The following is a 10850-nucleotide window of genomic DNA, read 5'->3' on the forward strand; positions in this document are numbered from 1 at the left end:
TGGTTTACCCCAATCTTATCTCACTTACCTAGCGCTACTCACACCATAATCTTTTTCCATCAGCTCCAGGTGCATCATCTGCCTCGGTGTCAAATATAACGACCGCTGTATCGTCTCCAAAATTGCGTAATCTACCGCTTCCAACTCGGCTTTCAACAAGTTGCTGAGGCATTGTCAACTTAATGGGATAAATCCGAAAATCGGCACGATGATTCGTGAGTAGCCAGCTTGGCTGATTTTAAGCAGCAGGTTTGAGACAAGCGACGTCTCGCCAATCCTCAAATCGTTGGCGCAGTTGTTCTCGGTATCGTGGTGCGGTGAGTTGATGTTGCTTGGGGTGAAAGTGCTGGCGAATCGGTTCAAATGAAGATAGAAATCGTTGTGCTTGCCCTGGGGATTTGAATCGCCGCATTCGCCGTTCTCGCGTTCGAGTTGGTTGGTGGGAGTTCTCCACCCGATTGTTCAAGCCCTTGTGCTGTCGATGCTCTACGCTCTTGAGTACTTGTTTCTTTGCCGCTGCGTAACTCTTGAGCTTATCGGTGACGATTACCCGTGGCACGAAGCCTTGTTTCTTCAGGAGTTTGCGGAAGAATCGATGCGCCGCCTTGGTATCCCGATGTCGTTGCAGCAAGACATCCAGCACGTTGCCCTCGCTATCCACTGCCCGCCATAAATAGTATTGCTGCCCTTCGATCGTGACTACTACCTCATCCAGATGCCACTTGTCCGCAATGTAAGGGCGTTTACGCCGTAATTGATTCGCGTATTGCTGCCCAAATTTCTCACACCATTCCCGAATCGACTCGTATGTCACCTCAATCCCACGGTACAGCATCATTTTCTCTATGTCCCGGTAGCTTAATGGGAAGGTGTAGTAGAGCCAGACACAGTAGCTGATGATTTCGGTGGGGAATCGATGACGAGAATACATGAGCTAGAAATCGTGAGCTGAGTGGAACCAGTACGATTATTCTACTTTTGGCTTAAGTTGACAATGCCGTGCAAACGCCTACCGCCAGACAAAAAAGCACAGTTGTTGAAGTCCCTACTGGGCGACCAAGCTATATCTGTGGTATTTGGCAACAGCAATTTGTATGCTGATACCATCTACCAGATCAACGTGTCGGATAACAATCAGGTAGCACAGCTATTTAGAACCCTTGCCCAGCGAATAACCAATGAAATCGACAAGGACTCGCAATCGGGTTCTAGCCAGTAAGTTTTGAATAATGAATTTCTTGTTTAATTTCATCTAAATTTTAAATGCAGTTGCGCGTTGCACGTACTACTAATTAAGTACAATTCTGTAATTTTACGGTTTTGTTCGACCGTTATCAAAAATAGAATCAGCTTAATTCATTTTTTGTATAAAAATCAGGATTAGACAGTGGTTTCACATCAGAATTTACTGCCTGCTTCAGATGGAGCATTGGCAACTAACTTGCCTATGGGCGGCGAGGCGGAACTTCCCCAATGTTGGATCGGTGAAGGGATAGGGATAAGAGTTACAGTTGGAAATTATCAAAGAAGTTCTTTGACCGGACAGATTAGGAGTATAAACTGCAAAGAAATGAGCGAAATACTAAAGGCTATGGCTGATTATTTATCTAATTAAAAGTAGCCTTAGAGAAGCTATTTTCGGAGCTACAAATAGCTTTCTTTATTTCAAGAATCTACATTTAGCAAAAGCTTACTTATTAGCTTCGATTTCTTCCTTACCCCCCTTACCTTCGCAGATTTGCTTAATCGATTGGAGCGTTTTAGAGATTCCCTCGTCCATGACTGACTCGAAGCTGCCATTGGGAGAATGTTCTACCATGCGCTGTAAAGTTTCTGGTCTGGGCGAGTAGTGAATGTGTACCTTAACTTGCGATCGCTCTGCTCCATCGTCTTGAACTTCCAGCCAACCGCTGTAATCGTTTTCGCCATCAGAACCCCATTCCAGCCTCCTCGCTTGCTCGTCCACGCGGAAATGCCCGTCAGAATCGTACTCGCGTTCTCCAGCCTGTCCTTGAGTGCGAATTCTTTCCCCCTCTTGGGGTTGAGCGTTCTTGACCGTGGGTAGATACTGAGGCACGTTCTTGACATCTGAAATAAAGTCAAAGATGCCGTCTGCTGGAGCATCCACAGTTATCGATTGCTCGAATTCAGTTGTCTTGGCGCTGTTTGTACCAGTAGAAGTCATAAGTGTTCCCCTCTCGATTGCTGCTAATAGCACGCTACTCAAGCTATCGAATTGATAACGCATGTAGCTCTACCGCAGGGTGGGGAACAAATGTATTTCTATTACTCTTGTGGAGGGCGATCGCTCCTTCCTACTAGATTTTTGCTGCTGTCAAACTCGGTTAGAGACACTGAGAAAGGCGATCGCATATTCATATTCGATCTCTCACTGCACTAAAGTGACGCTAAAAGATCGAGCGGAACTAATGGGTTCAGTTGCGCATCCTAACTTAACGAGGCGCTAGTGTACTAGCTGCGTCAGCTTTATACCTGTTGTTGATATAGAAGGTTTCTAATATGTCTGTCACGAAGCGAGAATCAGGAAGTGGGATTGTTTTTGAAGCGCTCAACGGTAGTGTAGTAGCATTCTGCACTCAAGGAGTGTGTTACGTAAGTCCTGTTTGTACGTCAGGAGTCAAGAGTAGCATCCTGACTCAGATGCCAGAGAACGCGGCATTAGAAGAATCACCGACACAAGTTGAATTTTTGGAATTACTAGCTCACAAATCAAAATAACATCTTTAGTCAGCAAGAGTAGCGCCATTGCTATTCCTGTTTTCGGGAATCTAGCTTGCGAGTCTTGGATTTATCTAACAACGGCTCAATTCTAGATTTAAAACTCTATGTGTTAGCTGGGGTGCAATCCTATACTGCACCCCTTAATATTTGCGAAGCGCGAAGCGCAAACGTTGTTGTCGCTCCGGTCACTTCCCAAACATCTGACTCCACCTGCCCCAGCTCTCCTGTTTAAATAAAGAGCGATTGCCCCTGGTCATGAACTAGGACAGTTGCTAGGCGTTGCTTCAAACTGATTTGGCGTGGCGGGATCGGCATTAGTAAGGACAATCTCGCCTTTTGAACCAAATTGCCAAGTAGTTGCTTCCACTAAGGGAGCGATCGCAGTGTCCGCTACTTCTGGGGTAGTCGTTTCTACTGTTGCGCGGTTTTGGGTTTCTGGCGCTGTTAAAGTAGCCCAATCGGTGAGAAGGGCATCGGCGCTGAGTTTATCGCCAGGTGCAGGAGGTAAGCCGCCTCCTCCAGTGACAACAAAGCGGTTTTCTACCCCAGATGGACATCCAGTTGCAACTAAGGCAGAAGCATCAACTGGTGTTGTCGGTAGTTCAACTAAATCGGAAGCAGAGAAGACTTCACCAGAGTCGAAATTGAGTGAGAAGCTTGAAAGAGATGCAACGTCATTGCTAGGTAAGCGACTAGGATCTAACAGTGTCGGATCGTCAGTTCCTAATAATGCTCTGAGTTCTGGGATAGAGCGTGGTGTCAATCCAATTGCGCTCTGGGTATTAATCTCAACCCTGCCACCTCTACTACCGAAAGCATTACCGACAATATCATTGTTGCCGTCAAAATTGGCGACTAGCAGAGGGGTGACAATTGTTATGTTTCCACCATCCCCTGCTAACTGTGCTAAACCTGCTGAAGTCGCTATCTGACTACTATTGCGTAATCGCAAACTCTTACTAGTCCTCAGTTGAATATTGCCGCCATCGCCTGAATTTGTGATGGCAAAGATATTGCCTTGATCGAGATCGAGCGAACGAACGCCTACATCAATGCTGCCTGCACCGCCCTGTGCTATGTTGCTGGCATTCAATTGAGCACCATTGGTTAAAGACAGCGATCGCGCTCTGATATTGATGTCACCACCTTCACCTTCGCCGCGAAACTGTTCTGTTTGCACCACAGCACTGAATACTCCACTCTCACCATCCAAGGAGATGCGATTCCCAGCATTAATAGTGATGTTACCAGCGTTACCCCTTGCACCTAAAATTGTCTGCAGCACCGAACCTCCACCAATCAAAACATCATCCGTTACATCTACTTGAATGTTGCCTACATTTCCTTGCCCGACAGTTATAGCGCCGACTTGCGCTCCGTTCGTTACAGACAGCGATCTCCCACTGATGCGAATATCACCACCTCGGCGATTGCCACCAAACTGCGGCACTACTCCTAAACTGTTGATAATGCCGCTAGATACACCAGTAGATCCCCTTCCATCTATAAAGATCAAACCGCCAGCATTAATGGTCACATTGCCAGAATTACCTTGGCTAGTAGAAACGGCTCTCAGAATTGCACCGCCGCTAATCGAAACAGAATCATTTATATTTAGTTGAATATTGCCAGCATTTCCCGAATTGCGAGTTGAAGTTTCTAGAATCGCTCCGTTAGACAGAGATAGCGATCGCGCCTCAATGTTAACGTCACCAGCTCGGCGATCACCTCTGAATGCGTCTCCCTCTACAGAACTGAATGCACCACTAGAAAAACCGTTTGCTCCTACTCCGTCAAAAGCAACGCGATCGCCAGCGGTAATGGTAATAATGCCAGCATTTCCTTCACCTAGAGACACAGCTTGGACAACTGAACCATCTCTGCCATCTACAGAATCAGCTGCATCAATCCGAATGTTGCCAGCATTTCCTCGTCCTTCAGTTGAAGCAGCTATTTGCGATCCGCTAGACAGAGACAGCGATCGCGCTCTGATATTGATGTCACCACCTTCACCTTCGCCGCGAAACTGTTCTGTTTGGGTCACAGCGCTGAAAATAGCACTTCTATCCTCTAGAAAAACGTGACCGCCAGCATTAACTGTGACATTGCCAGCGTTGCCCCTACCAACGGAAAACGCTTGCAATGCTGAACTCCCACTGAGAGCAACATCATTTGTGGTACCTACTCGAATATTGCCAGCGTTTCCTCGCCCAAAGGTGCCAGTTGAAGCTATTCCACCGTTTGTCAAAGACAGCGATCGTGCATCAATACTGATGTTGCCGCCATCGCCGATAGCTGCTTCGTTAACTTGGCTAAAAATTACACTGTTATCTCAAGAAATGCTATCTCTAGCATCTATATTCACATCGCCTGCATTTCCAATGCCAAAGGTACTGACAGTAACCCTTCCACCATCGGTTAGGGACAAAGAACCAACTTTCACGTTGACATCACCACCGTTCCCCGTAGCTCCTAGTCCCACAATATTAAAGATTCCACCACTGAAAACTCCGTCTGGAAATGTACCTATGCCGTCAATACTAAGCGTGTCTTGGGCATTAACGTCTATATTCCCTGCTAAACTATTAACCAAACCCTGATTTTCGTCAATTCCAGCTACGAGTTGGCTACCTCCTGTAAGGCTTAAGTTCCTGGCATTGACAGCAATACTACCTTCACCGCCAGCCCTTACATCAACCAAAGCTCCATTAGTCAACGATATATCTCCCAGAGCTAAATCTGTAGGAAAACTGAAGCGGAAACCACCAATATTAGAGCCAATTCCTACAACTCCTGGGGCTGCAACTGCACCTAATTCTATTCGTCCGCCTCTAGCTGTTAGATTTCCGCCATCTAAACTGACATTACCACCAATTAATCCTAAAGTTTTACCAGGCTGCACTTGCAACCCTTCTCCACTAGCGCGGCTGACAATCCCCCCTGGACTTGCGCCAAGTTGTAAACCCAAGGGGACGCTGACGGTGAGTAACGGCGTACCCGTATCTGGCGTAGCACTAAACTGCGTGCCATCGGCAAAATTAATACTTCTAGCTGTACTCGCTACAAACGAGCCACCGATATTCAACCTGGCATTCTGACCAAATATAATTCCGTTGGGATTGAGTAAAAATAAATTAGCTGCACCGCTAGCTTGAATCAAACCATCAATATTAGAAATCGAGCTACCCGTGACTCTGGTGAGGATATTTTGAATACTTGCCCCGTTATTAAAAAAAGCTGTCCGCCCGTTGGGGATAGAAAAAGAGTCGAAGCTGTGAAATAAATTTCCTCCTCGCGTGGCTCCACCAGTGATTGTGTCTGCACTATCGGTACTAGTAACAACAGAATTTTCTCCACCTAATGTATTATCTGGCACAACCTGAGCCAGTGCAGTACTCCTAAAGGCGATCGCACCCCCTACTACTACACCAGCCAACCCTAACCGCACTCCCCACCCAAAAATCGAAGATATTTGTAGATACATCTTATCTATAGTATTTATTAAGTTAAATCAATCACATATGACGAAGCATCAATAACTATAAATACCTACGAGAAAAAAATCAAGCCAACGTTAGGAAAACACAATCGAATCGTAATATCCACGACTTTCAGATTGCATCTCGTTACAAAAGCTCTTGAGCGATCGCCAACCAAATAGAGATGTTACGATGGCGCAGGTAGTTCCAGCGTACCTGTAGTAAAATACCAGTGTCTGCAATGCGCTCTTGTGTGTGAGTGCGTTGTTTGTTGTCAGCCGCCCTAGTGTTTTGTTATTCTAGAGCTGCTTCAATTTTGAGTAGTAACTCAACAAAAAAGTCTGAGCTTTTATGAGAGATCGCATCTAGTGCATTGCATAAATCTCGTCTGTCAAACGAATAAATCAATAAGTGAGCATTACTTCTACAGAATAAGTACCACAAGGAGATTTTTATGCATACCGATCTCTGGTCAATTTTCACTACCGCCGCTTTATTGCTCGAAGTTGTTCCTGGTTTGGTTGTTATTTCTCTAGCATTAAACACCAAGAAAAAGTAGTTGTTATAAGCTGAAAATTTAAAACAATCGTTCTCGCAAAAATTCAATCAGCCGCTCCAAAGCTTCTTGAGTACAACGATGCGGATTTCCCTGCTTATTCGCGAAATCAATTGTGAAAATGGCATGGGGGCTAGGTCGAATACCGTCTCGCTTTCTTTCCTGAGCGGAGATAATCTTGCACTCAACAGTATCTCCAAATTCTTTCCTCAAGGTATCAAAACGCTCTGGCGGACAAATCCGATCTTCTTCAAAACGTAGTGCTAATAAACCTGTTTCCTTTGCCCTCTCCTTTGCTACTGCTAATTCGTCCGGTGAAATGCCCAACGCTTTCTTTTGAGAATCTGTCAAGCCAAAGGGTAGGGAAGGTTGACTAGCAACTGGAGCCATCACGGTTTCATCTATCATCAGCGATAGGACAAATCCACCCGTCAAACACATACCAATTGCGCCAATTCCCCTAAAACTTTGGTGTTGGGGTTGGCTGTAAATCTGCCGACAAAGCGCCCTCAACCAGTTAGTAATCGGGCTAGACTGTCGCTCTTTTAATGCATTAAACTCTTTACTGATACAAATTTGAGCCGTGTAAATGAGAGAATTGGCAACGACCGCAGCAATCGCATCTGATTCGCCAGCTTTCCCGAATAAAAGGGGGAGATAAACTGTGAATCCGTTGTCAACTAAACGATTGGCAAATTTTAGACAACTTTCTGTCATCCCTGGTAGTTCGTGCATGAGTAGGACGGCTGGCGATGACTCATTGGAACCTTTTGCTCTTTTCCAATAAACTTTGTGAGTCATGCCGTCATGGGAGAATGGCGATTCAAATTGTGAGAAGGTGTTAATTAGTGACATAGATTACCTCAACTAGTAAGTTAAAAGATATGAGAGTTTACAAATGTCAACTAGAAAATATTAAGGGTAGTAGTATAAGTAGTACGAGCTGCCATATGTCTGAAATTCAAGTGCTTCCTCTATTCAAACTTCTCAGAATTTCTATAAGTCTTTAATCAAACTAAAGTTTTGCCAAGTGCTTGAGTCGAGCAGACATCATGTAGCCAAAGTCTGTTATCCTGCCTTCCATACGTTCGCGATCGCTTCGCCGTCTCCTCCATGACTCAGCATCGAATTGCCGTAGCAGCTAGAAAAGGTGGTGTAGGAAAGACTACAGTTGCTTGTGGTCTAGCTTCTGCAATGGCTCACCAAGGACAGCGGGTATTGGTGGTAGATTTAGATCCGCAGTCTAACGCCGGATACGTTCTAGGAGTTGACCCAACTGCACCAGGCACTGCTGAGCTATTATCTGGGAATGCACCAAAGCCCTTGGAAGCTGCACCGAATTTACACGTTCTGCCAGGGGGACCCGATTTAACCGATCACAACATCCAAACTCTAGACCCTGAAGACTTAGCAGATGCAGTAGCACCACTGGACTACGACGTGCTAATCTTCGACTGCCCTCCTGGGGTAGAGTATCTAGAACGCCTTGGAATTGTTGCTGCTGATGTAGCGTTGGTTTGTACTGACGCTCACCCGCTTGCGGTTGTGGGAGCGGGACGGGTATTGAACGAGTTGAACTTACGGCAGCAGAAAGGGCGCAAGGGTGCAAAGCGTTGGGCATTGGTCTTAAGTAAAATCGACCTGCGCCGCTCTATGGATCGGGCAATAGACGAGCAGTTAGCAGTAACTTACCCATCAATTAAACGGCTGACGGTTCACCAAGATTCTGCTTTAGCATGGGCTGCTGCCGAGCGAGTCCCGTTGATGCAATCCGAGCCAAATTCAAAAGGAGCAAAAGATTTAACTGCGATCGCGGAGTGGATATTAAATGGCTAGACCTAGAAAACGCGCTGATAGCGCATCCTTAATCGCACAGGCGGCTGCTGTTGCTGATGCCATTCACGAACAAGACCAGGTAGCACAAGATAAACAGACAAGCGATCGCTCCCAACGCACAAACCTACCGCTGTCTAATATTCACCCCAGAGTAGAAGATACCCGTCCGTTACGAGAGCAACACGTTAAAGATTTGGCAGAATCGATTGGAGCCTTGGGATTGATTGAGCCGTTGGTAGTCGATCTCAAAGGGATTTTGTTAGCAGGTGGACACCGACTAGCGGCAATTAGGTTGTTGAAGGAAACCAATTTAGAACTCTACCAGCAGCATTTCTCCAATGACTTAATTCCCGTGCGAATTATGCCCTTTGATTCTGCGGCAGAACCAGAGCGATCGCTACAAGTGGAGTTGGCAGAGAATGAGAAGCGCGTCAACTACTCCCGCGACCAAATCGAACGACTAGCAGAACGGCTGCGATCGCTTAACTATCGCAATATTCCTGGTCGTCCCAAGGGAGGAGAGAAGGCACTGGGTCCCGCTCTAGCAGTGGCAATTGGTGTATCCGCCCGATACGTTCGCAAGGTTCTAGCAGAGCAACAACCTGAACAGTACAAAAATACTAGGAACTCAGTTCCTAATTTCCAGAAACTCAAGACATTACGCAGGATTGAGGCAGCATTAGAGGAATTGATTAGTTTACCAGCAGAAGATGAGCCAACGGGAACAGATGAATCTCTTTATAAAGCCGTGCCTACATTTTTGAAGAAACTGAAAGCCAGTATTGAGGAAGAGAAGAAAAGGACTCAGTGAAAGCTTTGACAATCGCTAATTCTAATCTTCTGGCTTGTCTTCTTCATTTTCTTTTGGTTTATTCTCTTTTGACTCAGGTAAAGCTCGGTCGTGTAGAGATACTTCAGATCTGTAAATAATTGCCTGACTAAAGCGCACCAAATTACTTCTTTCTTCAGCTCTATTTAAAGGATGTTGAAATCCTAACTTCTTGTATAGCTCTGGCAAGAAGACATCGAAAGATGCTTTGATGTAGTGACCCCATTCAACAGCAGCCATTCTAGCTCTATAAGCTGCGAAAAGTGCTGATAGAATAGCTGCTGAAAAAACCCAAACTAGAATAAGTTTTTGGGTTAGAAACAAAACAATTATATATTCTGATGCAAGCAATAGACTAAGAAACCATATATTGATCCAAAAGTCTGTTTGTGCTTTAGCATCATCTATTAAAGTCCGATAATCTTTTGGAATTACGGTTAGCAATCGTTCCCATCCTGGTATCGCATCCAATCCATACATAACGCGAGAGTAGACTTCAAAGGCTCTCATTGTGTTTCCAAAAGCTGTGGGTAGAAGCCAAGCTTCATTATCAGGAAAGCGGACAACTTTCTTTTGCTTTAACTCAGCTAAAGCGTTCAAAATTCCTAAAAGCTTAGCCTCGACTTCTGGCTGGTTTCTAAGTTCCCTTAACTCTTTGTACTTAATCTCTAGTTTAGAAATCTTTCTCTCAAGTGCTAAGTAACGATTCTTCTCGATGAATTTGAATACCCGAAATGGATTAAACTTGCCATATCCTTCTAGGATTCTATATAAGTCTCTATTGAAAACGAGTAAAAGAATTCCACTCAGCCATGTGAATAGAGCAACTATAGTAATCTCTACCAAAGTCTTTTGTTCGAGAAACTTAAGTAGATTGGTATTTGGTAAGCCAAATTTTTCTAGAAGGTTGAAACTGATTGCTAGAAACGTTGTTATTGGTAAAAGAAATCCTATAGCAAAGTTTCGTTCAAACAGTTTGGGAAGTTCGCCAAACAATGAAGTTCTCCATTCTATACAATGTTGAGCTTATTTTTATTTAAAAGGGGGAAGTGTACTAGGGTCGCCTGGGAGCGACATATTTGAGTCGCGTGGAAGCGACATATTTGAGTCGCGTGGAAGCGACATATTTGAGTCGCGTGGAAGCCTCCTAATGCTGGCTGGCAATGTATTTACACGGCGGAGCGTAGTACCCGTAGTTCCATTGGGAGCTGGGGTAGTCTCAGGAGTAGGAGGTGTCGTTGCGTCTGGAGCGGGAGCCGCTTCAGTACCAGCAGGCGCACCAGTTAGGCGCTGACCGCCTGGACAGCGAGAATTTAATCTCTGCGGGTCAGGGCGAACGCACGCAAATTTATACTAAGTATCTAAGTGGTATTCTGGAACAAATACTTTTCCTAAAAAGGAAATAATT

Annotated in this window: 13 protein-coding genes; 6 read left to right on the top strand and 7 right to left on the bottom strand. The window is 45.2% G+C overall.

Annotation, left to right across the window (positions count from 1 at the left end; genetic code table 11):
• Positions 1-34: 34 nt before the first annotated feature.
• A complete protein-coding gene (locus DSM107010_RS38525) occupies positions 35-172 on the bottom strand; it encodes a hypothetical protein (RefSeq protein ID WP_158631808.1) in 138 nt (45 codons plus the stop codon).
• A gap of 66 nt (positions 173-238) precedes the next feature.
• Positions 239-931, bottom strand: coding sequence for an IS6 family transposase (locus DSM107010_RS17775; protein ID WP_106168232.1), 693 nt, complete (start codon positions 929-931; stop codon positions 239-241).
• A 63-nt stretch (positions 932-994) separates the two neighbouring features.
• On the opposite strand from DSM107010_RS17775, the gene DSM107010_RS17780 reads away from it, so the two are divergent.
• Both DSM107010_RS17780 and DSM107010_RS17785 read left to right on the top strand, forming a co-directional pair.
• Positions 995-1219, top strand: coding sequence for a hypothetical protein (locus tag DSM107010_RS17780; protein ID WP_127023502.1), 225 nt, complete (start codon positions 995-997; stop codon positions 1217-1219).
• Positions 1220-1387: 168 nt separating this feature from the next.
• Entirely contained in the window at positions 1388-1615 is a 228-nt protein-coding gene (locus DSM107010_RS17785) for a hypothetical protein (protein ID WP_127023505.1), read from the top strand.
• Between the two features lie 75 nt (positions 1616-1690).
• Here DSM107010_RS17785 and DSM107010_RS17790 read toward each other — a convergent pair whose 3' ends face one another.
• On the bottom strand, positions 1691-2185 hold the full coding sequence (locus DSM107010_RS17790) for an SRPBCC family protein (protein ID WP_199755604.1): 495 nt from the start codon (positions 2183-2185) through the stop codon (positions 1691-1693).
• Positions 2186-2520: 335 nt separating this feature from the next.
• On the opposite strand from DSM107010_RS17790, the gene DSM107010_RS17795 reads away from it, so the two are divergent.
• A complete protein-coding gene (locus DSM107010_RS17795) occupies positions 2521-2739 on the top strand; it encodes a hypothetical protein (RefSeq protein WP_106168229.1) in 219 nt (72 codons plus the stop codon).
• A 256-nt stretch (positions 2740-2995) separates the two neighbouring features.
• Here the strand turns inward: DSM107010_RS17795 and DSM107010_RS17800 are convergent, their stop codons facing one another.
• The 3 genes from DSM107010_RS17800 to DSM107010_RS17810 form a co-directional block, all read right to left on the bottom strand.
• Positions 2996-4885 (bottom strand): autotransporter outer membrane beta-barrel domain-containing protein, encoded by a 1890-nt coding sequence (locus tag DSM107010_RS17800; protein WP_127023508.1) that lies wholly within the window; start codon positions 4883-4885, stop codon positions 2996-2998.
• A 189-nt stretch (positions 4886-5074) separates the two neighbouring features.
• Positions 5075-6226, bottom strand: coding sequence for a filamentous hemagglutinin N-terminal domain-containing protein (locus DSM107010_RS17805; protein ID WP_106171370.1), 1152 nt, complete (start codon positions 6224-6226; stop codon positions 5075-5077).
• Between the two features lie 572 nt (positions 6227-6798).
• Positions 6799-7632 (bottom strand): dienelactone hydrolase family protein, encoded by an 834-nt coding sequence (locus tag DSM107010_RS17810; RefSeq protein WP_127023512.1) that lies wholly within the window; start codon positions 7630-7632, stop codon positions 6799-6801.
• Between the two features lie 258 nt (positions 7633-7890).
• On the opposite strand from DSM107010_RS17810, the gene DSM107010_RS17815 reads away from it, so the two are divergent.
• Both DSM107010_RS17815 and DSM107010_RS17820 read left to right on the top strand, forming a co-directional pair.
• Positions 7891-8613 carry a ParA family protein gene (locus DSM107010_RS17815; RefSeq protein WP_106171008.1) on the top strand — a complete coding sequence of 241 codons (723 nt, stop codon included), beginning with the start codon at positions 7891-7893 and terminating at the stop codon, positions 8611-8613.
• Positions 8606-9424, top strand: coding sequence for a ParB/RepB/Spo0J family partition protein (locus tag DSM107010_RS17820; RefSeq protein WP_106171006.1), 819 nt, complete (start codon positions 8606-8608; stop codon positions 9422-9424). The genes DSM107010_RS17815 and DSM107010_RS17820 overlap by 8 nt, the downstream gene beginning before the upstream one ends.
• Before the next feature lie 21 nt (positions 9425-9445).
• On the opposite strand, the gene DSM107010_RS17825 is transcribed toward DSM107010_RS17820, so the two are convergent.
• Positions 9446-10288, bottom strand: a complete 843-nt coding sequence (locus tag DSM107010_RS17825; protein WP_127023515.1) for a hypothetical protein — start codon at positions 10286-10288, stop codon at positions 9446-9448.
• Between the two features lie 304 nt (positions 10289-10592).
• Between DSM107010_RS17825 and DSM107010_RS38530 the strand changes: the two genes are divergently transcribed.
• The gene (locus DSM107010_RS38530; protein ID WP_158631809.1) at positions 10593-10736 is read left to right on the top strand and encodes a hypothetical protein; all 144 of its coding nucleotides are present in this window, start codon (positions 10593-10595) and stop codon (positions 10734-10736) included.
• Positions 10737-10850: the final 114 nt, after the last annotated feature.

The organism is Chroococcidiopsis cubana SAG 39.79 (assembly GCF_003991895.1).
Lineage (GTDB): Bacteria > Cyanobacteriota > Cyanobacteriia > Cyanobacteriales > Chroococcidiopsidaceae > Chroococcidiopsis > Chroococcidiopsis thermalis.

What these genes read in the sequence shown, in the direction of transcription:
- DSM107010_RS17820 (WP_106171006.1), top strand. Translation starts at nt 8,606, where the DNA reads ATGGCTAGACCTAGAAAACGCGCTGATAGCGCATCCTTAATCGCACAG.
- DSM107010_RS17810 (WP_127023512.1), bottom strand. Translation starts at nt 7,632, where the DNA reads ATGTCACTAATTAACACCTTCTCACAATTTGAATCGCCATTCTCCCAT.
- DSM107010_RS17815 (WP_106171008.1), top strand. Translation starts at nt 7,891, where the DNA reads ATGACTCAGCATCGAATTGCCGTAGCAGCTAGAAAAGGTGGTGTAGGA.
- DSM107010_RS17780 (WP_127023502.1), top strand. Translation starts at nt 995, where the DNA reads ATGCCGTGCAAACGCCTACCGCCAGACAAAAAAGCACAGTTGTTGAAG.
- DSM107010_RS38525 (WP_158631808.1), bottom strand. Translation starts at nt 172, where the DNA reads ATGCCTCAGCAACTTGTTGAAAGCCGAGTTGGAAGCGGTAGATTACGC.
- DSM107010_RS38530 (WP_158631809.1), top strand. Translation starts at nt 10,593, where the DNA reads ATGCTGGCTGGCAATGTATTTACACGGCGGAGCGTAGTACCCGTAGTT.
- DSM107010_RS17775 (WP_106168232.1), bottom strand. Translation starts at nt 931, where the DNA reads ATGTATTCTCGTCATCGATTCCCCACCGAAATCATCAGCTACTGTGTC.
- DSM107010_RS17805 (WP_106171370.1), bottom strand. Translation starts at nt 6,226, where the DNA reads ATGTATCTACAAATATCTTCGATTTTTGGGTGGGGAGTGCGGTTAGGG.
- DSM107010_RS17795 (WP_106168229.1), top strand. Translation starts at nt 2,521, where the DNA reads ATGTCTGTCACGAAGCGAGAATCAGGAAGTGGGATTGTTTTTGAAGCG.
- DSM107010_RS17790 (WP_199755604.1), bottom strand. Translation starts at nt 2,185, where the DNA reads ATGACTTCTACTGGTACAAACAGCGCCAAGACAACTGAATTCGAGCAA.